Below are 22021 nucleotides of genomic sequence, written 5' to 3'. Positions count from 1 at the left end.
GCCCTGCCTGGCCTTCGTCGTCTGTCTCGGTGTGGTCGGCCCCGAGGCGGGGCAGAACCACCGGGGACCAGTCTGACGCACCGCACTGACAGCTGGTGCCCCTCGGGGTCAAGTCGTGACGAGGGGCAGCCGGGCACCGAGGAGCGAGTTGTGCACAGGGCCCGCTTCGAAACGGATTCCCAGCTCTCTCTAGTTGCTAGTAGTAGTAGGGCCTGTGGAAACCGTGGATAACCCCGTTTTCGCAGCTCAGAGGCGGTATTTTATCCACCGGCCCTGTGGGTGGAGGCGGTGGACAACCGGGGTCTTCTGTGGAGAACAGAAAGTTCTGCACACTCCATGCACAGGCGGGGGCGAGTTCTCCCCAGCGGCGTCCCCAGGTTTACCCACGTTTCCCACAGGGCAACCCGGCAGCTTCGTGTGACGCCTTTCACTCGACGCGGTGACGAGGCGCGTTGTGTTGCCGAACAGTGGACAGACATGTGGAGAAGCCGGAGATCGCTGGGGACAACCGGCCGAAGCCTGTGGGTTGCCGGTGGACAACTTCGTGCACAGCCTGTGGATCATTTTTTTGTCCACAGCCTGTGGACAACCTTTTTCCACGAATCCACAACCAGTTGACCTGGCTGGATGGTCTCTCACCGGGCGAGCCTGTGGACACAGTCTGGACAACTTCCCGGTCCCCAGGGTGTGGACGGGAAAAAGTCACCGAATCTGTGGAGAGTGGCCGTAACCCGGCCGGTATTCGAACAGCGGGTGAGCGGCGGACGACGGTTGCCGGTCGACGCCGGCCGGTGCGGAGAGGCGCGCCAGGCCTCCGGAACGCCTCCAGGACGCCTCCAGGACGCTTTCGGAACGCCTCCAGGACGACGAAAAGCGCCCCCGGATGTCCTCCGGGGGCGCCCTCAGCGGGGTCCGCGACGCAGTCTGTCGGTGCAGTCTGTCGGTGCGGTCTGGCGGTGCCGTCAGCCGTTCTTGATGCGGTTGGTCAGCTCGGTCACCTGGTTGTAGATGGAGCGCCGCTCGGCCATGAGATTGCGGATCTTGCGGTCCGCGTGCATGACGGTCGTGTGGTCGCGGCCGCCGAACAGCGCGCCGATCTTCGGCAGTGACAGGTCCGTCAGCTCACGGCACAGGTACATGGCGATCTGGCGGGCCGTGACGAGCTGGCGGCCGCGCGAGCTGCCGCACAGGTCCTCGATCGTGAGGCCGAAGTAGTCGGCGGTGGCGCTCATGATGGCGGTCGAGGTGATCTCAGGCGTGGAGTCGTCGCCGCCGGGGATCAGGTCCTTGAGGACGATCTCCGTCAGGCCCAGGTCCACCGGCTGCCGGTTGAGCGACGCGAACGCCGTCACCCGGATCAGCGCGCCCTCCAACTCGCGGATGTTGCGCGAGATGCGGGACGCGATGAACTCCAGCACCTCCGGCGGGGCGTTGAGCTGCTCCTGCACCGCCTTCTTGCGCAGGATCGCGATCCGCGTCTCCAGCTCGGGCGGCTGGACGTCGGTGATCAGGCCCCACTCGAAACGGTTCCGCAGTCGGTCCTCCAGCGTGACCAACTGCTTCGGCGGCCGGTCGCTGGACAGCACGATCTGCTTGTTGGCGTTGTGGAGCGTGTTGAAGGTGTGGAAGAACTCCTCCTGCGTCGACTCCTTGTCCGCGAGGAACTGGATGTCGTCGACGAGCAGGATGTCCATCTCGCGGTACCGCTTGCGGAAGCTGTCGCCCTTGCCGTCGCGGATGGAGTTGATGAACTCGTTGGTGAACTCCTCCGAGCTCACGTACCGCACGCGCGTGCCCGGGTAGAGGCTTCGCGCGTAGTGCCCGATGGCGTGCAGCAGGTGCGTCTTGCCGAGGCCCGACTCCCCGTAGATGAAGAGGGGGTTGTAGGCCTTCGCGGGTGCCTCGGCGACGGCGACGGCGGCCGCGTGCGCGAACCGGTTGGAGGCGCCGATGACGAAGGTGTCGAAGAGGTACTTCGGGTTCAGGCGCGCCGTCGGCTCACCGGGGCCGGCCTTCGCCGAGGACTGCGCGGCCGACGGTCCGGGCGCACCCGGACCGTGCTGGCCGGGGCCGTGCTGACCCGGGCCGCCGCGGTGCGGATGACCGGGACCGGCCGACGGCTCGGGCCGCTCCCGGCGGCCGGCGTCGCGCTGGTCGTAGTCGGACCGCGACTGCTCGTACTCCGACCGCTTCTGCTCGTACGGCGACGGGTCGTAGGGCGGCCGCTCCATCGACTGGGGGCGGTAGTCCTGCGACGGCGGACCGTAGGAGTCCTGCGACGAGGAGCCGTACGGGTCCTGGGATGAGGGCGAGGCGTAGGGGTCGCGCTCCGGGAAGCCCAGCCGCTGCTGCTGCCAGCTGTACTCGTCCTGCTGGGGCCGCGGCCAGGCGCCGGGCTCGGGGCGCTGGTACTCCGACGGATACGCGGGCCGCGCGGTGGGCAGCTGGTCCGAGCGGGAGCCGGGGAGCTGGTCGCCGGGCGTCGGGGGCATCGGGTCGGCGCGGTGCCGACCGTAGCCCTCGTACTGGCTTTCGTACGAGTTGTCGTATCCGGCGGCGTAGCGGCTTTCCTTCCGGCCGTCCTGCCCGTCGTAGGAGCCGGCCGGGAGCTCGGGCTCCTCGTAGCGCGGCTGCTGCGGTGCGGGAGGGACCGGCGGGGCCGGTGGTGCCTGGGGGTCGCCGGCGGAGTCGTCGACGGTGATGGCGATGCGGATCGGACGGCCGCACTCGCGAGTCAGCGTCTCGCTGACGATCGGGGCGAGGCGGCCCTCCAGCACGCCCTTCGCAAATTCGTTCGGTACCGCGAGCAGGGCGGTGTCGGCGACCAGCGCGAGCGGCTGGCAGCGCCTGATCCAGTGCTCGTCCTTCACCTCGACGCCCTGGCCCCGACCCTCGCCGAGGAGTTGCTCCAGTACTCGTGGCCACACTGCGGCAAGATCGGCAGGTACATCAGCCACAGGGCACGCTCTCTCGTGGGTCCCACGAACGTGTGGTTGCGGGACGGTCGGGATTCATATGGGGCGGGGCAGGGACAAAGGAACGATTCGGAGTTCAGCCAAGGTAGTCAGGGCGACGGCTGCGGTTCAAGTTGTTGTCCCCAGGCTGTGGATAGTGTCTCCCCGTGACTGCCGGTTTGACCGGATGGCGTAGCCGCGCGTACCGTAACCAGGTCGAGTTGTCGATGGCTGCTGCCGCCTGCCTCCGATGGGCACAGATCGCTTCAGGTGATCGGGAAGCGGTGCACTCGGGCGTTCACCGCGAGCTACCTCGTGGGCGCACGGTGACAGCCAGGACGGCACCCCGCCGCCACCGATTGATTTCTGGAGCCCCCGAGTGAGCAAGCGCACCTTCCAGCCGAACAACCGTCGTCGTGCCAAGACCCACGGCTTCCGCCTGCGGATGCGCACCCGTGCCGGTCGCGCGATTCTCGCGAACCGCCGCAGCAAGGGCCGCGCCAACCTGTCCGCCTGAGCCTGATCAGGTCATGACGTCGTGCTGCCTACCGAGCATCGGCTGAGGCGGCGCGAGGACTTCGCGACCGCGGTACGACGAGGTCGTCGGGCCGGCCGCCCGACCCTCGTGGTCCATCTTCGAAGCGGTGCCACGGACCCGCACGCGCCTGGGGAGAGCGCTCCCCCGACGCGTGCGGGTTTCGTCGTGAGCAAGGCTGTGGGCGGAGCGGTGGTGCGTAACAAGGTGAAGCGCAGACTGCGTCACCTGATGCGCGACCGAGTCACCCTGTTTCCCCCCGGTAGCCTGGTAGTCGTACGGGCGCTGCCCGGGGCGGGCGACGCCGACCACGCACAGCTGGCCCAAGACCTGGATGCCGCCCTTCAACGGCTACTGGGAGGGGGCGCGCGATGAAGTACCCGCTACTGGCTCTGATCAAGCTCTACCAGTGGACGATCAGTCCGCTGCTCGGGCCGGTGTGCAAGTACTACCCGTCGTGCTCCCACTACGGCTATACGGCCATCGACCGGCACGGTGCGATCAAGGGAACGGCACTCACCGCGTGGCGCATTCTGCGCTGCAACCCGTGGTCGCTCGGCGGTGTGGACCATGTCCCACCGCGCAAGCGGCCGCGATGGCACGAAATGCTGCGCGACGCGTGGCGTGCACGCAGGGGCGGGACCTCCGCCGCCGAAACGGCCCCCGAGGAGAACTCTTCCTCGGGCCCGGCCGCAGAGACACCGTCCCATGCCCAAGGAGCATGATTAGTGGACACGATTGCCAGCCTCTTCAGCTTCATCACGACACCTGTCTCCTGGGTCATCGTCCAGTTCCACACGGTGTACGGCGCCATCTTCGGCCCCGACACCGGATGGGCCTGGGGCCTGTCCATCGTGTCCCTGGTGATCCTGATCCGTATCTGCCTGATCCCGCTCTTCGTGAAGCAGATCAAGTCGACTCGGGCCATGCAGACGCTCCAGCCTGAGATGAAGAAGATCCAGGAGCGCTACAAGAACGACAAACAGCGTCAGTCCGAAGAGATGATGAAGCTGTACAAGGAGACGGGCACCAACCCGCTCTCCTCGTGCCTTCCCATCCTGGCGCAGTCCCCCTTCTTCTTCGCCCTCTATCACGTGCTCAACGGCATCGCGACGGGCGACAAGATCGGCGTCATCAACGAGCAGCTGCTCGAGAGCGCGCGGAAGGCGCACATCTTCGGCGCTCCACTGGCCGCGAAGTTCACCGACGGCTCGGCGAAGGTGGAGGCGCTCGGCGCCTCGCTCACCGACGTCCGCGTGGTCACCGCGATCATGATCGTTCTGATGTCGGCGTCGCAGTTCTTCACCCAGCGCCAGCTGATGACGAAGAACGTCGACACCACGGTGAAGACGCCGTTCATGCAGCAGCAGAAGATGCTGATGTACGTCTTCCCCGTCATGTTCGCCGTCTTCGGCATCAACTTCCCCGTGGGTGTCCTCGTCTACTGGCTCACCACCAACGTGTGGACCATGGGGCAGCAGATGTACGTGATCCGCAACAACCCGACCCCGGGTTCGAAGGCCCAGGCCGCCTACCTGGATCGCCTGTACAAGCACGTCACGCACAACGGCAAGACGCGTCGCCGCAGCGAGAAGGCCATCGTCAAGGCCATCGTGGCCAAGGGCCGCGACCGCAACGACGCGGAGCGCAAGTTCATCAACGCTCTGACCAAGGTGGGCTTCGCGGCCCAGGCCGACGGCAATGTCGTCAAGAGCGAGGCCCAGGCGGCTGCCCAGGCCGAGGACGGCGCGTCTGCGAGCGCGGCCGCCGCCAAGCGTCAGCAGCCCAAGCGCCAGTCGAAGTCGCAGCGCCAGTCCGCGACCCCGAAGGCGGCCGGCGAGCCCACCTCGCTGATCAAGTCCGACGAGCCGGAGGACGCCAAGCCCTCGGGCGGCGCCGGTGCCGCCAAGCAGACCGGAGCAAAGCCCGGTTCCGGAGGCCGCAGCAAGGCCCAGTCCGGGCAGCGCAAGGGCGGCCCGCAGCGCCCCAAGTCCCCGTCCAAGAAGTAAGAAGGAGCCCATCCCGTGACGGAAGGCACCACCTCCGCCGCCGCCGAGGGTGCAGACACCCTCACCCGCCTGGAGCAAGAGGGCGAGATCGCGGCGGACTACCTCGAGGGTCTGCTGGACATCGCCGATCTCGACGGCGACATCGACATGGACGTCGAGGCCGACCGCGCCTCTGTGTCGATCATCAGCGACGCGGGCACCCGTGACCTGCTGAAGCTGGTCGGCCGGGACGGCGAGGTGCTGGAGGCGCTGCAGGAACTCACGCGCCTGGCCGTGCACCGGGAGACCGGCGACCGCAGCCGACTGATGCTCGACATCGCCGGTTACCGCGCCAACAAGCGCGCCGAGCTCACCGAGCTGGGCGCCAAGGCCGCGGCCGACGCGAAGAACAGCGGTGAGCCGGTCAAGATGCAGCCGATGACGCCCTTCGAGCGCAAGGTCGTTCACGACGCGGTCAAGGCCGCCGGCCTGCGCAGCGAGTCCGAGGGCGAGGAGCCGCAGCGCTTCGTCGTCGTGCTGCCCAACTGATTCGGTACGTACGTATCCCCGGCCCCGTCTGTTGCGCAGGCGGGGCCGATCTTTGTCAGCCTGGTAGTTCTGGTGTCGGCGCGGGAAGCGCTGATGCGGTACGGAAGGACGGTCCCCGTGACGGAGGCAGCGGAGCTCCCCCCCGCGCCCGAAGTGGCACGAGAGGTATTCGGTGATCGCTTCGGCGATGCGGTCCGATACGCCGAGCTCCTGGCCGAGGCAGGTGTGCAGCGTGGGCTGATCGGCCCACGCGAGGTGCCCCGCCTGTGGGAGAGGCACATCTTGAACTGCGCGGTGCTGTCTGAGGTCGTGCCCGAGGGCGTGACCGTGTGCGACGTCGGCTCGGGCGCCGGTCTGCCCGGCATTCCCCTGGCGCTTGTGCGGGAGGACCTGAAGATCACCCTGCTGGAGCCGCTGCTGCGACGGACCAACTTCCTCAACGAGGTCGTCGAGCTCCTGGGCCTGGACCATGTGACGGTCGCCCGTGGCCGTGCCGAGGAGGTCATGGGCAAGATCCCACCGGTCCACGTGGTGACCGCCCGTGCCGTGGCGCCCCTGGACCGCCTGGCCGGCTGGGGCATCCCGCTGCTGCGCCCTTACGGCGAGATGCTCGCCCTCAAGGGAGACACCGCCGAGGAGGAGCTGAAGAGCGCGGCCACTGCGCTGAGCAAGCTCGGGGCCGTGAGCACCTCGATCCTGCATGTCGGTGAGGGCGTGGTCGATCCGCTGTCCACGGTGGTGCGGGTCGAGGTCGGGGAGAGCCCTGGCGGTGTGAGGTTCGCCGCGAAGCGAGCCAAGGCGGCCCGCACCGGCCGAGTGCGCCGCCGTCGCTGAGACGTACTCCACACAAGGTGCCAAACCTAGGCATCACGGAGTGTCGCGAGGATCCGGCCGCAGGCGCTGTGCATCGTGTTTCACGTGAAACGTCGCTCCCTGCTCCACGGCATTATCAGTCGCGGCCGCGCCGCGGCCGAACCCCGCGACCGTAAGCCTCTCGGTTCACTCGATGAGGGACGGGAGTTGTCCACAGAGGTGGATTTCTCCACAGAACAGCAGGCCTCACTGGTTCACGACCCCGAAGACATGGGAGGCTCTGTTCATTGCGAGCCTGAAGTCGAGGAGAGTGAATCCTTGCGGTCCGACGCCAACATCGCGGGACCGATGACCGATCCGGTCCCCGGTCCCCGTACCGAGTCGTTTGGGGAGGATGTTTCACGTGAAACACCGCCCCCGATGGACGACACTCCGATCGGTCGTGCTGCCCAACTCGCGGTGGAGGCTCTCGGCCGCGCCGGCGAGGGTCTGCCACGTCCCGAGCAGACCCGTGTGATCGTGGTCGCCAACCAGAAGGGCGGGGTGGGCAAGACAACGACGACCGTCAACCTTGCCGCATCCCTGGCCCTGCACGGCGGCCGTGTCCTGGTGGTCGACCTTGACCCCCAGGGCAATGCGTCCACTGCTCTCGGGATCGATCACCACGCCGAGGTTCCGTCCATCTATGACGTGTTGGTCGAGAGCCGTCCGCTCGCGGAGGTCGTTCAGCCCGTCCCCGATGTAGAGGGCCTCTTCTGCGCTCCTGCCACCATCGATCTCGCCGGTGCGGAGATCGAGCTGGTGTCCCTGGTGGCGCGTGAGAGCCGCCTGCAGCGAGCGATCCAGGCCTACGAACAACCGCTGGACTACATCCTCATCGACTGTCCGCCCTCCCTCGGCCTGCTGACGGTCAACGCGTTGGTGGCCGGTGCCGAGGTCCTCATCCCGATCCAGTGCGAGTACTACGCGCTGGAGGGACTGGGGCAGTTGCTGCGCAACGTCGACCTGGTGCGGGGGCACCTCAACCCCGCCCTGCATGTGTCGACCATCCTGCTCACCATGTATGACGGCCGGACGCGTCTGGCGTCGCAGGTCGCCGAGGAGGTGCGCACCCACTTCGGTGACGAGGTTCTACGGACGAGCATTCCCCGCTCGGTCCGGATCTCCGAGGCACCGAGCTATGGGCAGACGGTGCTGACCTACGATCCTGGATCGAGCGGTGCCCTGTCATACCTTGAGGCAGCACGAGAGCTTGCGCTGAGGGGTGTCGAGGTCAGTTACGACCCCACGCACGCCCACATCGGCGCCCAGAACAATCGGAACATGGTGGAGGGGATCCAGTGAGTGAGCGACGGAGGGGGCTCGGCCGAGGTCTTGGAGCGCTGATCCCTGCTGCCCCGACCGAGAAGACACCGGCACAGGCCGCGGTCGGGGGCGGGGGATCCACGTCTCCCGCATCCGTACCGGTGCTGACGACCGACCGCGGAGTGGCCGCGGCGAAGGTGGCCACGCTGCTGCCTGTTTCACGTGAAACAGAGGAGCTGTCGGTGTTCGGCGTCGTGGAGACGCCCGCGCCGCCGATCGGCGCGTACTTCGCTGAGATCCCTCTCGACCACATCACGCCGAACCCGCGCCAGCCGCGTGAGGTCTTCGACGAGGACGCGCTGCACGAACTCATCACCTCCATCCAGGAGGTCGGCCTGCTGCAGCCGGTTGTGGTGCGCCAGACCGGTCCCGCGCGCTACGAGCTCATCATGGGTGAGCGGCGGTGGCGGGCCTGCCGTGAGGCCGGCCTGGAGGCGATCCCGGCGATCGTGCGGGCCACGGACGACGAGAAGCTCCTCCTGGACGCGCTCCTGGAGAACCTTCACCGGGCTCAGCTGAACCCGCTGGAAGAGGCAGCCGCCTACGACCAGTTGCTGAAGGACTTCAACTGCACGCACGACCAGTTGGCGGACCGCATCGGCCGGTCCCGCCCGCAGGTGTCCAACACTCTGCGTCTGTTGAAGCTCTCGCCGGCGGTTCAGCGCCGGGTGGCGGCCGGAGTGCTCTCCGCCGGTCACGCGCGGGCGCTGCTCTCCGTCGACGACTCGGAGGAGCAGGACCGGCTGGCCCATCGGATCGTGGCCGAGGGACTCTCGGTGCGGGCCGTCGAGGAGATCGTGACCCTCATGGGCTCGCGTCCGCAGACGGCTCAGCGTGCCAAGGGGCCGCGCGCCGGTGGCCGGGTCTCCCCGGCGCTGACCGACCTTGCGACCCGGCTCTCGGACCGCTTCGAGACGCGCGTGAAGGTCGACCTGGGGCAGAAGAAGGGCAAGATCACTGTCGAGTTCGCCTCGATGGAGGACCTCGAGCGGATCCTCGGCACGCTCGCTCCCGGAGAGGGTCCTGTCCTGCAGAAGGGTCTCGTGGACGGCGACACCGAGGAAGCGGAAGACGAAACGGAAGACTGAGTCGCTGCTTGATCGGGGCGGCGCTGGTCCTGGAAGCCTGTGAGCGAGCCGTGTCCGGTGTGTACCGGAACACGGCTCGCTCTTTGCTTTCAGGCGGTATCGATGGAATCCCATCGTGGATACGATGCGGTTGGGGCTATGGCGCATCCACCTGGCAACACCTCGGAGCGGGAGGCGAGGGCCATGCGAACGATGAGCCGGACCGGACTGGTGAGCGCCGGACTGGGACTGGGCGCCGTCGGCGGATTCGTCGGCAGTCTGCTCAGGGAACGGAGCGCTCTGACAGCCGCTCGCGACGCCGCGGGCGAAGGAAGCGAGGAACAGCCTTCATGGGGCGTCGGCTCGTACCGCTCACGCTGGACAACCTTCAGGACCTTCCCAAGCGCTGTCGCTCGTGTGTCTTCTGGGAACTGGACCCCGTCCGCGGTGAGGCCGCGCTGAAGGCAGGGACGTCCGCACTGGAGAAGGAGTCCTGGATCTCCGCCGTCCTGCTGGACTGGGGGTCGTGCGGTCGGGTCGTCTACGTGGACGACGTCCCCGTGGGCTTCGTGCTCTACGCCCCTCCCGCCTACGTTCCCCGCTCGACGGCGTTCCCCACGAGTCCCGTGTCGCCGGACGCCGTGCAGTTGATGACCGCGTTCATCATGCCGGGCTACCAGGGGCAGGGCCTCGGCCGTGTAATGGTCCAGACGGTGGCCAAGGATCTACTGCGTCGGGGCTTCAAGGCGATCGAGGCATTCGGCGACGCCCGCTGGCAGGAACCGGCCTGTGTGCTCCCGGCCGACCATCTGCTGGCGGTGGGCTTCAAGACCATGCGCCCCCATCCCACCCATCCTCGAATGAGGCTGGAGCTGCGCACCACGCTCTCCTGGAAGGAAGACGTGGAGATGGCGCTCGACCGGCTGCTGGGAGCGGTCCAGAAGGAGCCGGTACTGCGCCCGTTGTAGGCGGCTTCGGTCACGCGCTTCGGTCACACGCTTTGGTGACGGGGCTTCGGTGACGCGTTCGGGAAAGCGAAGGGGCCGGCCCTCTCGGGCCGGCCCCTTCGTGTTTCACGTGAAACATCAGCCGTCGGCGGGACGGCTCAGCGCGTCAGTCGTGCGTCACTCGGAGATGAAGGTCTCCAGATCGCGGACAAGCGCAGCCTTCGGCTTGGCGCCGACGATCGTCTTGGCGACCTCGCCGCCCTGGTACACGTTCAGCGTCGGGATCGACATGACGCCGTACTTGGCAGCCGTGGCCGGGTTCTCGTCGATGTTGAGCTTGACGATCTCGATCTTCTCGCCGTGCTCGGCCGCGATGGCCTCGAGGGAGGGAGCGATCTGACGGCACGGGCCGCACCACTCGGCCCAGAAGTCCACCAGGACGGGCTTGTCGCTCTTGAGGACGACCTCTTCGAAGTCGGCGTCGGTCACATTCTTCAGGGTGCCGGCCACAGGGGGCTCCTTAATTCTTTGTGCGGTGGGGCGGGAGAGGGGTCAGACGGAGGTCTTCTCGGGCTCGGACTGCTCCTCGTCCGCCAGGGCGGCGAGGTAGCGCTCGGCGTCGAGAGCGGATGAGCAGCCGGTGCCGGCCGCGGTGATCGCCTGGCGGTAGGTGTGGTCGACCACGTCGCCGCCGGCGAAGACACCGGTCAGGCTCGTCCGGGTGGAGGGCGCGGCGACCTTCAGGTAGCCCTCCTCGTCGAGGTCGAGCTGACCCTTGAAGAGCTCGGTGCGCGGGTCGTGGCCGATCGCGATGAACAGTCCGGTCACCGCCAGGTCCGAGAGCTCGCCGGTCTTGAGGTTGCGCAGCTTCAGCGAGGCCAGCTTCTGGTCGCCCTGGATCTCGGCGACCTCGCTGTCCCAGACGAACTTGATCTTCGGGTCGGCGAAGGCGCGCTCCTGCATCGCCTTGGAGGCGCGCAGGGTGTCCCGGCGGTGGACGATCGTCACGGACCTGGCGAAGCGCGAGAGGAAGGTGGCCTCCTCCATCGCCGTGTCGCCGCCGCCGATCACGGCGATGTCCTGCTCCTTGAAGAAGAAGCCGTCACAGGTGGCGCACCAGGAGACGCCTCGGCCGGACAGGGCGTCCTCGTTCGGCAGGCCGAGCTTGCGGTGCTGGGAGCCGGTGGTGACGATGACGGCCTTGGCCCGGTGGATCGTGCCCGCGGTGTCCGTGACGGTCTTGATCTCGCCCGTGAGGTCGACGGAGACGATGTCGTCGGGGATCAGCTCGGCGCCGAAGCGCTCGGCCTGGGAGCGCATGTTGTCCATGAGCTCCGGGCCCATGATGCCGTCCTGGAAGCCGGGGAAGTTCTCCACCTCGGTGGTGTTCATGAGTGCACCGCCCGCGGTGACGGCACCTTCGAACACCAGCGGCTTCAGCGACGCGCGTGCGGTGTACAGGGCCGCGGTGTAGCCGGCAGGCCCGGAGCCGATGATGATCACGTTACGGACGTCGCTCACGGCTTGGTTCCTCGTCTCTGGACTGCTTCTCGACGGGTGGGAGCTTCTGGACTCTCACCCCACCCAACGGATCCTAAGGGGCCTGCATTCCCGGTGTGTCCGGGCACACGGAGGGGTGACACCGCAGGGACGTCAGAGAGGGAAGCCGAGGGGCAGGACAAGGCGCAAGCCGGGGAGAAGCGACGTGCAGGACCGGAACGGTACGTGGGTCGTCAGCGACGCGTATAGGAGTCTGTCAGCAGGACCTTGGCCGGGCTCGACGACGGATGATCCACACAGGTCTTGTCCATGATGTAGACGTCGATCCGCGTGCTGTCCGAGGCGTCGGGCAGCACGACGAGCAGGGCGGCCGTCCCCTGGTATGTGCCCTCCTCGGTGGCGAGGGCCGCGTCGTCGCGGCCGATGCCCTGCTGTACGCAGGGGGGGACCACGGGCTGCCGGAGGACCTTGGGCGACGCTTCGGTGGTGCCCTGGATTCCCATGCTCTCCGGGACACGCGAGCTCCCGGTCTTGGCCAGGAGGCCGGCGACCTGCCCTTCGAGCTTGCTCGCGGCGAAGGTGTCCGGTCCGGCGGACTGATGCGCGGAGGTGCTCGGCCCTCCGCCACCGGTGAGGGACGACACCAGGACCGAACCGAGTCCCAGCGCCGCGGCTGTGAAGACCGCGCCCAGCACGGCGACCTTGCGACGCCCGCCCCGCTTGCGGTCCTTGCGGCCCGGACCGGTGGCGCCGGTGCGGGCGTGGCCCGCGGGTCGGTCCGGCACCGTCGATGTTTCACGTGAAACATGGGGCGCGTCTGTGTCGGCCTTGATCGCGGGGGCCGCCTCCGGAGCGCTTTCGTTCTCAGGAGCGCTTTCGTTCTCAAGGGCCGTGGCGTTCAGGAGGGCTTCGGCGGCGAGTGCGGCATCGATGCGATGGGCGACGTCGTCCGGCATGCGTGGCGGGCCGGGGAGAGTGCCCAGCAGGTCGCGGATCTCCTCGAGCGAGGTGTGGACGTCCGTGCAGAGCTCGCAGGCGTCCAGGTGCCGACGCACGTCTGCGCTCCGGGCAGGTGCGAGCAGGCCCTCGGTGAGGTCGGAGATCTCCGCGACGTCCGGGTGCCCGGTCGTGTCCGTCGTCGATGTCACGTTCGCCCACCTCCGCCCTTCACAGCAGCTGAATCGCCTGTCCCGGCGTTGCCCGGTCCCTCGTCACGAGGTTCCGCTGCCGGTGGGACGGATGTCCCCTGCGCCCGGTTCCGTCCTGAGCCGCTTTCTCTTCCGTTGCCGGCGCCGTCCGGCCGCAGATGGGTCAGGAGCGGCAGGAGTCTCGCTCTGCCTCGTGCGCAGCGGCTCTTGACCGTTCCGGTCGGCACGTCGAGCATGCGGGCGGCCTCGGCGACCGGGTAGCCCTGCATGTCCACGAGGACCAGGGCGGCCCGCTGGTCGGGCGGGAGGGTGCCGAGCGCTTCGAGGAGCTGGCGGTGGAGGTCGTTGCGTTCAGCGGGGGCGGAGGCCGACTCGTGCGGCTCGAGCAGCTGCTCCAGCCGCTCGGTGTCGTCGACCGGTGAGGTCTTGCGGGAGGCGGCCTTGCGGGCCCGGTCCAGGCACGCGTTCACCGTGATGCGGTGCAGCCAGGTCGTGACGGCGGACTGGCCGCGGAAGGTGTGGGCGGCCCGGTAGGCGGACACGAGGGCGTCCTGGACGGCGTCAGCGGCCTCCTCGCGGTCTCCCAGCGTTCGCAGGGCCACCGCCCAGAGCCGGTCGCGGTGACGCCGTACGAGCTCACCGAAGGCGTCGGGGTCGCCCTCGACATGGTGAGTGAGGAGGTCCTGGTCGCTCACTCCGTCATAGCCGGCGCCTTCCGCCATCGGACCCCCTCCCCCTTCGGTGAGACGTCAGCCCGTGAACTTCACGTCGGTGATGGCCTGCTTGTAGCCGCTGTCGCTGTACTGATCGCCAGCAGCGTATGGCAGAGCAGTGAGCCAGACGAGCACGTACCGAGTCTTGACCGCCTTGGTGGCCTTCACCGCGGCGGTGGTTCCGGTCGTGGTGAGCGTGCCGATCTTCTGCATCGACTTGAGGGCACTGGCGGACGGAGTCAGCGAGTCGGCAGCGTACAAGTTCACGGTCGTGTGACTGCCACCGTAGTAGAGCCCTATCGTCGCCGTGGAGATCTCCTGCGCCGAGCCGAGGTCGTAGACGATGCCCACGCCCGGCTTGTACGGCGCCAGCACCGGCCCGCCGCGGAAGCTGGAGGTCCGCCAATACGTAGAGCTGTCGCCGTCGTAGGTGTCGCCGACGTCGTTGGGGTGCTGGGCGTCGCCGCTCACGACGTACTCCGCCGCGCCCTGGATCTTCAGCTGTTGGGGCGCCTTGGGCGAGGCGCTGTTCTTGTCGCCGTCGTCCGTCGTCTGCGTCTGGTTGGTGTCCTCGGACTTGCTCTGGTCCATCAAGGCGTCCGCGAGCTGCCAGCTGCCGAGGCCGAGGGCGGCGATGAGGAGTGCGGAGACCGCCCACTTCAGGGCCTTGCCGGTGCGGCTCTGCAGCGGAGGCAGCGGAGTCGGCACAGCCTGGGTGACGCCCGGGTGCGGTGCCGGACGGCCGTAGGTGCCCTGCTGGTACGTCGTGCGCTGGTACTCGGGCGGCGCGGTGAACGCGGGCTCCGGCGGGCGGATGCGGGGCATCTCGCCGATCGCCTTCACCAGCTCCTCCGGCGTGGTGCAGGCGGCCTCGTGCCGGGAGGCGGTCGCGCCGTCGTTGACGAGGGCGCGCATGGACAGCTCCGACAGGCCCCGGTGGACGCCGGCCCGCACCTGGTCGGGGGCGATCAATCCGACGTCCTTGGGCAGCCCGGACAGGCCGTACGCGTCGTTCTCGTACGGCCAGCGCTGAGTGAGCGCCGAGTACAGCAAGGCGCCGATCGCCTCGGTGTCGGTGCGCTGCGGGGTGTCGGTGGTGATGCCGCGCAGGGCGGCGTTCACGGCGAGGCCGCGGATGCGCCACTGGCCCGAGGAGGTGCGCAGCACGGCGTTGGGGTTCAGCCGCAGATGCGACAGGCCCTCGCGGTGCGCGGCGGCCATGGCGGAGGCGATCTGACTGACCATCTGGTAGGCGTCGTGCGGCTCCAGCGGGCCGGCCGCGAGCAGCGCGGTCAGCTCGGTGGCATCGGGCAGCCACTCGTGGACGACGTAGACGAGGTCGTTCTCCTCGACGGCGTCCAGCACTTGGACGAAGCGGGGATCGCCGAGCAGGGCCGAGGAGCGGGCCGCGGCCAGCACCGAACGGGCCCGTGTGTGGTCCGCGGGCAGGATGTGAACGCCCACGGCACGACGGAGTTTCTCGTCGACCGCACGCCAACTGCTGAAACCGTCCAGACGGGTGACGCACTCTTCGAGGCGATAGCGTCTGGCGAGCTTGTGACCACTGTGCAGTTCCGGCGGTGAGGCCTTTCCGGGACGCTCCGCCCCGCCGCTCCCCTGTGCCTCGTCGCTGTCCGTGTCCTGCTCCCGGTTCTTGACCACCCCGTCGGCCGTGGACTGGTCCGCTTGTGCGGTCAGCGGCTTGTCACCGCTGTTGTCTGCCACGTCGACGGCAGCTGTGCTCCGTTCCGCCACCGTCGTTCCTGCCTCCCCATCCAGTGCGCGCCGTCCGACCTCGTGCGCGCCGTCCGACGCCGAACCCAATTGTGCCCATAGTCCGTCGCTATGCACGACACGCGGCGGCGGACGATGGTTGTGCGCCTACCCCGTTCTAGGACCTGTGCAGCGGATCATGCCGCATACGCGGGGTGCGGCGTGCACTGCCCCGGAGGAAGTGCGCCCCTTGCGCCGACTGACTCTGGCTCACCGGCTGCCGCTCCCCTTTCCTTCGCCCGGCTGTGGGGCGCCCCTAGCGCCCCAGACGTCCGCGGACCATGCCGACGAGCGAGTTGAGCTCCTCGATGCGCATACGGCGGGCGGCGACGAAGAAGATGCCGAACAACAGGGCCCCGCCGGCCAGCAGCGCGGCGAAGGAGCCGAGGACGCCCTGGCCCAGGGTGTGGCCGATGCCGTAGCAGGCCGCGCCGCTGATCAGGGCGGCCGGTACGGAGGCGATGCACAGCCGTGCGTAGGTGCGCAGGACGTGGGAGCCGTCGAGGTCGCCGCCGAGCCGCTTGCGCAGCCGGTTCCAGGCGACGCCGACGCCGATCGCGTACGCCAGACCGTAGGAGGCGGCCATGCCGACCACGGCCCAGCGCGCGGGAAGGACGAAGAAGCAGACCGCCGAGGCGCTTGCGTTGACCGCGGCCACGATGACGGTGTTGTAGAAGGGCGTGCGGGTGTCTTCGTAGGCGTAGAAGGCGCGCAGGACGACGTACTGCACGGAGTAGGGGATCAGGCCGAGGCCGAAGGCCATCAGCATGAAGCCCATGTTGGTGGCCTCGCTGGTGCCGGAGGAACCGAAGATCAGCGTGCACATCGGGATGCCGAGCGCGAGGAAGCCGAAGGCGATCGGCACGATCGCGACGGCCGTGGTGCGCAGACCCTGGGAGATGTCGTCGCGGACCGCGCCGCCGTCGCCCTCGGCCGCCGAGCGGGAGATACGCGGCAGCAGGGCGGCCATCAGAGAGACGGTGATGATGGCCTGCGGCAGGCCCCAGATCAGCTGGGCGTTGGCGTAGGCGGCGAAGCCGGTGCCGTCGACCGGCGAGTCCGTGCCTGCCGACGTGGACAGCTGGGTGACGACGAGCGCGCCGGCCTGGTTGGCCAGGACGAACAGGACGGTCCACTTGGCGAGGGTGGCCGCCTTGCCGAGGCCGTGGCCCTTCCAGTCGAAGCGCAGCCGCAGCCGGAACCCGGTCTCGCGCAGGTACGGGATCATCGCGAGGGCCTGTACGACCAGGCCGAGCAGGACGCCGATGCCGAGGAGCCGCTCGCCCTCCGGCGGAATCGTCGTGACCTTCATGCCGGAGTCGGCGGCGGTGCCGTAGACCCAGATGAACATGCCCAGCGTCACGATGATGACGATGTTGTTGAGGACCGGCGTCCACATCATCGCGCCGAACTTCCCGCGCGCGTTGAGGATCTGGCCCATCACCACGTGGACGCCCATGAAGAAGATCGAGGGCAGGAAGTAGCGGACGAACGTGACGCCGACCTCGTTGGCCGCGGGATCGCTGGCGACCGAGTCGGACAGGAGGCGGATCAGGACGGGCGCCGCTGCGATCGAGGCGGCGGTGAGCACGCCGAGCGCCACCATGACCAGCGTGAGGAGGCGGTTGGCGAAGGCCTCGCCGCCGTCCTCGTCCTCCTTCATGGCCCGCACGAGCTGGGGCACGAAGACGGAGTTGAGGCCGCCGCCGACGGTCAGGATGTAGATCATCGTCGGGAGCTGGTAGGCGACCTGGAAGGTGTCGCCGAGCAGGCCGACGCCGAGCGCCGAGACGATCAGTGCGGAGCGGACGAAGCCGGTGAGGCGGGAGACCATCGTGCCGGCCGCCATGACGGCGCTGGACTTCAGCAGGCCCGCCGCGCGTCCGCTCTTCTTCGCGGCGGACGCGGCGGACGCGGCAGAGGCGGCGGACGCGGCCGGTCCGGGAGCGGAGGTGGCGGCCGCAGCCGGCGTGGCGGTCAGGTTCATGGTCTGGTCGGCCGCGGGCGACGCGGCGACGGGAGCCTGGTACTGCGGCGGCGTCCCGGGCCCGCCCGGGGCGTGAGCCGGGCCCGGCACCGCAGGGGGGCCGGTCGGCGGGCGGGAGCCGCTCTGCTGCTGGTCCCGGAAGAGGTGGGCGAAGGCGTCGGGCTGGTGCTGCTCCTCGCCGGAGTGCGTCACCAGGTCGTCCACGCCCACGAACTGCGTCGTGCGCGGGTCGTCGCCGTACGGCAGGTACTGGGTGGGACCCTCGGGCTCGGGCGCCGGGGTCTGGGCCCACACATGCGGGTCGGGGGCGTACGGGGACTGCGCGGGCCGGCCGTACAGCGGCTGCTGCGGCTGGTACATGCCCGGGGGCGGCGGGGGGTGCGCGGCGCGGTCGTAGAGCGCCTCGGCGACCGGGTCCTGGGCGGTGAGGTCCTGCGCCCGGTAGGGGTCCTGGTCGTAGGCGTCCTGGAGGTACATGTCCGCGGGGTGCTGCGGCGGCACTTGGCCGTGCTCGGGCGGCGGGCCCTCCGGGTGGCCGGAGCCGCCCGCGGCCTGGCCGCGCTCACCGTCGTACGGCGCGTTCATGGTTACCCCACCTCATCGTCCCGGGCCCACCGGCCACGACATCCTCAACGGTCCACTCTCTCACCCGTGCCGGACGGGTCGGCGCTTTCCGCTGCGGTGTCCGGCGTCTCGTCACTCGGCTGCTCCGGGTCGTCTGCCCCGGCACCGGCGCCGGACTCTCCCTTGGGACGGTCTTCCGGGCCCTCAGGGTTCTGTGAGGCGTCGGCGGGCTCGTCGGCCGGGTCGGGACCGTCCTCGCCGTCCTCGCCGTTCTCCCGGGCCGCGGCACGCTTGCGCTGGGTGTACATCCGGAAGCCGGCCAGCACGAGCAGCAGGACGCCGCCGCCGATGACCAGCATCACGGTGGCCGTGATCTCGGTGACCTTCACGTCGAAGGTGACGGGCGCACCGTACTTCTGGCCGTCCTCGGTGTACAGCTGGGCGATCACCGTCGTCTGGCCGTTCACCTTGGCGGACGTGGTGAACTTCACCGTCGTGGTGTGCCCGCCGGACACCGTGATCGGCTCTTCGGCATAGGCCTCGCCGGAGATCTCCAGGCGGGTCGGGTTCGTCGAGGTGAGCCGCAGCACCAGGTGGTCGACGCCCTGCACCAGGTTGTTCTGCACGGTCACCGGGATCGTGGCGCTGCGCCCGGAGAGCTTGGTCTCCGACTTGTCGATCAGCTTGACCTGCCCGGTGAGGGTGTCCAGGTAGTCCCGCACGCTCTGGCGGAAGGTGCTCGCGGCCGTGCTCCGACCCCGCCACGACGTGGACATCTCACGGTTTATGGCCCGCCCGAAGGGGGTCACCACCCGGGCCTCGTTGGCGAGGATCACCTTGAAGTTGTCGAGCTTGTCCTGGGTGTCCGCGATCTGCTCGAAGGCCGAGCGCGGCAGCTCCTGCTTGCGCAGCGAGGAGGGGTACGCCGACTTGGACGGCACCTTCGTGGTGGCGTCCGGGTCCGGTTTGGCCTTGGCGGTCGCCGCGAGCTGCTGGGACTGCGACCAGGTGCCGCCCTGGAGCGTTGTGACGGCCTCCGCCAGCGACCGGGCCTGGCTCGCGGTCGGCATGCGCTGCGGGGCGACGACGATGCTGCGCTGCTTGTCCGTCTGAAGGTTCAGCGACAGGCTCTGCGCGAGGAACTCCTGCACGGCGAGCGTGGACGCGGAAGCCCTCGTCAGGTCGCCGTAGAACGCCTTCGAGAGCCGCGAATCGGCGACCACCGCGGTGGTGCCGCCGCCGATGGGCCGGGCGGCGGAGGGGGTGTAGGTGAGGTCGCCGGTCTCGGTCAGGCTGTCGCTGCGCGCGATCACCTTGTCGGCGCCTGCGGAGGTGGCGACCTTGACGATCGACGGGTCGACGGCGCCGTCCACCGGCCAGGCGAAGTCGGTGCTCGGGGTCACGTGGAGCACCGTCTCCACCGTGGTGGCGGCGACGTCGGTGGCCTCCTTGAGCTGGCTCAGCGAGCCGGTGACGCCGGTGCCGTTGTGGGCGAGGGAGGCCAGGTCGGGGTCGGCGAAGGGCAGCGCGACGACCTCCTTGCCGAGCACCGCGTCCTGGAGATCGTCGAGCCACTGCTTGGCGATCGCCTGGTGGGTGCCGGCCGTGGTGGTGTCGCCCTCGCCCCGGACCCGGTAGCTGCCGGTCATGGCGTCGACGGACGCCAGCAGGTCCGGATCGATCACCCAGGTGACGTCGAGGTCCTTGCCCAGGGTCAGGAGCTGGTCGAGGCGGCCGCCGGGTGCGATCTCCTCGGCCAGGTCGTCGTTGAGGAAGACCGGCGTCTGCTGCTCGTTCGAACCCGTCTCCGCCGTCATGTGGACGGTGGACATCAGCGGCCACAGCACGGTCGTCCGGGTCCGGGTGTCCGCCTCGTCGGGCTGCCAGGGCAGGAAAGTGCGCTGGACGCCCAGCACCTGCTCCCACTGCTGGGAGGACGTCTCGCCCGAGAGGGAGACGCCGAGCGGGTAGACGCCGTCCTCGTCGAGGTCGAGCTTGTCGACCGGGACGGAGATGCTGAAGTGCTCGGACACGCCGGGTGTGAGCTTGGCGAACTCGGCGACGTACTTGCCGCCCACTTCGGAGCCGTAGGTGGTGGAGAGGGAGTCCGCGTGCTTGGCGATGCTGTCGATCGCCGAGCGGGTGGTGAGCGCGGCGCCCACGCTCAGGCCCACATGGGCGTCGGTGACCGCCTGCTTGCCGTTGTTGGTGACCGTGCCGGAGACGGTCACGGTGTCCCCCTCGGTGGGCGCCCCGGGGCTGAGAGAGTCGACGGCGACGGCCACCGTGCCCGCGTCGGAGGCCGCCTTGACCGAAGCCTGGGCGGCGGCCTGCGCGGGGGCGCCGGCGGGCAGCTGGAGGAGACCGGCCAGCAGGGGTGCCCCGGCGAGCAGTGTGCCGGTGCGCCGCAGCCACCGGCGGGCAGGTGAGGGACTCATCCCCGGAAAGTCTGCCGCCTCGGCCACGCGCTCGCCCGTCCCTCGTCGTCGTCAGTGGTCGTCGGAATGTGCGTCCACGCATGGTAACGATGCGCGCTGAGGGGAAGTGCCGCGGACTGGTGCACAAGATCGTGGGAGACGGTCGGGTGGTCCGCTATGTGCGCGTATAAAGATGGACGCCCGGCTCGCCGGGCCACGTACCCTCTTCTGTTGTGCCGAACGCCAACGAAGACAACCTCAGCGTCCTGAGCCAGGTGCAGCACCGTGCGGTGACCGAACTGCTGCGGGTAGCGCCTGTCGCCGACGATCTCGCACGCCGCTTCCAGGAAGCCGGGTTCTCACTCGCCCTGGTCGGCGGCTCGGTCCGGGACGCGCTGCTCGGCCGGCTCGGCAACGATTTGGATTTCACCACGGACGCCCGCCCCGAGGACGTCCTGAAGATCGTCCGGCCGTGGGCGGACGCCCTGTGGGAGGTCGGGATCGCCTTCGGCACCGTCGGGGCGCAGAAGGACGGTTACCAGATCGAGGTCACCACCTACCGGTCGGAGGCCTACGACCGCACCTCGCGCAAGCCCGAGGTGTCGTACGGCGACTCCATCGAGCAGGACCTCGTGCGGCGTGACTTCACCGTGAACGCCATGGCCGTGGCGCTTCCCGAGAAGGAGTTCATCGACCCCCACGGGGGCCTCGACGACCTCGCGGCGCGCGTGCTGCGCACCCCGGGGACGCCGGAGGAGTCCTTCTCGGACGACCCGCTGCGCATGATGCGTGCCGCCCGCTTCGCCTCCCAGCTGGACTTCGAGGTCGCGTCCGAGGTCGTCACGGCGATGAAGGACATGGCCGGCCGCATCGAGATCGTCTCGGCCGAGCGGGTACGGGACGAGCTGAACAAGCTGATCCTTTCCACGCACCCGCGCAAGGGCCTGTCGCTGCTGGTCGACACCGGGATCGCCGACCGGGTGCTGGCCGAGCTGCCCGCCCTGCGGCTGGAGAGCGACGAGCACCACCGGCACAAGGACGTCTACGAGCACACGCTGATCGTCCTCGAGCAGGCCATCGCCCTGGAGGAGAACGGCCCCGATCTCACCCTGCGGCTCGCCGCGCTGCTGCACGACATCGGCAAGCCGCGCACCCGTCGGTTCGAGAAGGACGGCCGCGTCTCGTTCCACCATCACGAGGTGGTGGGCGCGAAGATGACGAAGAAGCGGATGACGGCTCTGAAGTACTCCAACGAGCTGGTGAAGGACGTCTCCCGCCTCGTCGAACTCCACCTGCGCTTCCACGGGTACGGCACGGGCGAGTGGACGGACTCCGCGGTGCGTCGCTATGTCCGTGACGCGGGACCGCTCCTCGAACGCCTCCACAAGCTGACCCGCTCGGACTGCACGACGCGGAACAAGCGCAAGGCGGTCGCGCTCTCGCGGGCGTACGACGGGCTGGAGGAGCGCATCTCCCAGCTGAAGGAGCAGGAGGAGCTGGACGCGATCCGTCCCGACCTCGACGGCAACCAGATCATGGAGATCCTGGGCGTCGGCCCCGGTCCTGCCATCGGTCAGGCGTACAAGCACCTGCTGGAACTGCGTCTGGAGAACGGGCCGATGGCGTACGACGCGGCGGTGGCGGCCCTCAAGGAGTGGTGGGCGCAGCAGGACTGAGGCCGTGAAAGGGGGTCGTGTTTCA

Annotated in this window: 18 protein-coding genes; 10 read left to right on the top strand and 8 right to left on the bottom strand. The window is 68.9% G+C overall.

Annotated features, from left to right (window positions below; all coding sequences use genetic code 11):
- Positions 1–962: 962 nt before the first annotated feature.
- Positions 963–2957 carry a chromosomal replication initiator protein DnaA gene (gene dnaA, locus ABZ725_RS10145; protein ID WP_358802255.1) on the bottom strand — a complete coding sequence of 665 codons (1995 nt, stop codon included), beginning with the start codon at positions 2955–2957 and terminating at the stop codon, positions 963–965.
- A gap of 376 nt (positions 2958–3333) precedes the next feature.
- Between dnaA and rpmH the strand changes: the two genes are divergently transcribed.
- From rpmH to ABZ725_RS10100, 9 genes are all read left to right on the top strand, one after another.
- Entirely contained in the window at positions 3334–3471 is a 138-nt protein-coding gene (gene rpmH, locus ABZ725_RS10140) for a 50S ribosomal protein L34 (protein ID WP_018846094.1), read from the top strand.
- A 21-nt stretch (positions 3472–3492) separates the two neighbouring features.
- The gene (rnpA, locus tag ABZ725_RS10135) at positions 3493–3864 is read left to right on the top strand and encodes a ribonuclease P protein component (RefSeq protein WP_078615780.1); all 372 of its coding nucleotides are present in this window, start codon (positions 3493–3495) and stop codon (positions 3862–3864) included.
- The gene (gene yidD / locus ABZ725_RS10130) at positions 3861–4214 is read left to right on the top strand and encodes a membrane protein insertion efficiency factor YidD (protein WP_351907577.1); all 354 of its coding nucleotides are present in this window, start codon (positions 3861–3863) and stop codon (positions 4212–4214) included. The genes rnpA and yidD overlap by 4 nt, the downstream gene beginning before the upstream one ends.
- Before the next feature lie 3 nt (positions 4215–4217).
- Entirely contained in the window at positions 4218–5498 is a 1281-nt protein-coding gene (gene yidC, locus ABZ725_RS10125; protein WP_358802254.1) for a membrane protein insertase YidC, read from the top strand.
- A 15-nt stretch (positions 5499–5513) separates the two neighbouring features.
- Positions 5514–6026, top strand: coding sequence for a R3H domain-containing nucleic acid-binding protein (locus ABZ725_RS10120; protein WP_358802253.1), 513 nt, complete (start codon positions 5514–5516; stop codon positions 6024–6026).
- Positions 6027–6143: 117 nt separating this feature from the next.
- Positions 6144–6860, top strand: coding sequence for a 16S rRNA (guanine(527)-N(7))-methyltransferase RsmG (gene rsmG / locus ABZ725_RS10115; RefSeq protein WP_358802252.1), 717 nt, complete (start codon positions 6144–6146; stop codon positions 6858–6860).
- A 249-nt stretch (positions 6861–7109) separates the two neighbouring features.
- Complete coding sequence (locus tag ABZ725_RS10110) at positions 7110–8183, top strand: AAA family ATPase (RefSeq protein ID WP_351907870.1); 1074 nt, start codon at positions 7110–7112, stop codon at positions 8181–8183.
- A complete protein-coding gene (locus ABZ725_RS10105) occupies positions 8180–9292 on the top strand; it encodes a ParB/RepB/Spo0J family partition protein (protein ID WP_358802251.1) in 1113 nt (370 codons plus the stop codon). Before ABZ725_RS10110 ends, ABZ725_RS10105 begins: the two co-directional genes overlap by 4 nt.
- Positions 9293–9621: 329 nt before the next feature.
- Positions 9622–10239, top strand: coding sequence for a GNAT family N-acetyltransferase (locus ABZ725_RS10100; protein ID WP_351907587.1), 618 nt, complete (start codon positions 9622–9624; stop codon positions 10237–10239).
- A gap of 156 nt (positions 10240–10395) precedes the next feature.
- Here the strand turns inward: ABZ725_RS10100 and trxA are convergent, their stop codons facing one another.
- The 7 genes from trxA to ABZ725_RS10065 form a co-directional block, all read right to left on the bottom strand.
- Positions 10396–10728, bottom strand: a complete 333-nt coding sequence (gene trxA, locus ABZ725_RS10095) for a thioredoxin (RefSeq protein WP_057576621.1) — start codon at positions 10726–10728, stop codon at positions 10396–10398.
- 42 nt (positions 10729–10770) lie between these two features.
- Positions 10771–11739 carry a thioredoxin-disulfide reductase gene (gene trxB / locus ABZ725_RS10090; RefSeq protein ID WP_358802250.1) on the bottom strand — a complete coding sequence of 323 codons (969 nt, stop codon included), beginning with the start codon at positions 11737–11739 and terminating at the stop codon, positions 10771–10773.
- 212 nt (positions 11740–11951) lie between these two features.
- The gene (locus ABZ725_RS10085; protein WP_358802249.1) at positions 11952–12866 is read right to left on the bottom strand and encodes a hypothetical protein; all 915 of its coding nucleotides are present in this window, start codon (positions 12864–12866) and stop codon (positions 11952–11954) included.
- Positions 12863–13588 (bottom strand): RNA polymerase sigma factor SigM, encoded by a 726-nt coding sequence (gene sigM / locus ABZ725_RS10080; RefSeq protein WP_358802248.1) that lies wholly within the window; start codon positions 13586–13588, stop codon positions 12863–12865. Before sigM ends, ABZ725_RS10085 begins: the two co-directional genes overlap by 4 nt.
- A 27-nt stretch (positions 13589–13615) precedes the next feature.
- On the bottom strand, positions 13616–15334 hold the full coding sequence (locus tag ABZ725_RS10075) for a protein kinase family protein (protein ID WP_358802247.1): 1719 nt from the start codon (positions 15332–15334) through the stop codon (positions 13616–13618).
- A gap of 274 nt (positions 15335–15608) precedes the next feature.
- Positions 15609–17924, bottom strand: a complete 2316-nt coding sequence (gene murJ, locus ABZ725_RS10070) for a murein biosynthesis integral membrane protein MurJ (protein ID WP_358802246.1) — start codon at positions 17922–17924, stop codon at positions 15609–15611.
- 44 nt (positions 17925–17968) lie between these two features.
- A complete protein-coding gene (locus ABZ725_RS10065; RefSeq protein WP_358802245.1) occupies positions 17969–20368 on the bottom strand; it encodes a DUF6049 family protein in 2400 nt (799 codons plus the stop codon).
- A gap of 185 nt (positions 20369–20553) precedes the next feature.
- Between ABZ725_RS10065 and ABZ725_RS10060 the strand changes: the two genes are divergently transcribed.
- A complete protein-coding gene (locus tag ABZ725_RS10060) occupies positions 20554–21996 on the top strand; it encodes a CCA tRNA nucleotidyltransferase (RefSeq protein WP_358802244.1) in 1443 nt (480 codons plus the stop codon).
- Positions 21997–22021: the final 25 nt, after the last annotated feature.

Origin of the sequence: Streptomyces sp. NPDC006872 (assembly GCF_040635845.1) — a bacterium.
In the GTDB taxonomy this organism is placed as follows: domain Bacteria; phylum Actinomycetota; class Actinomycetes; order Streptomycetales; family Streptomycetaceae; genus Streptomyces.
This window is presented reverse-complemented; position numbering and strand designations above follow the sequence as displayed.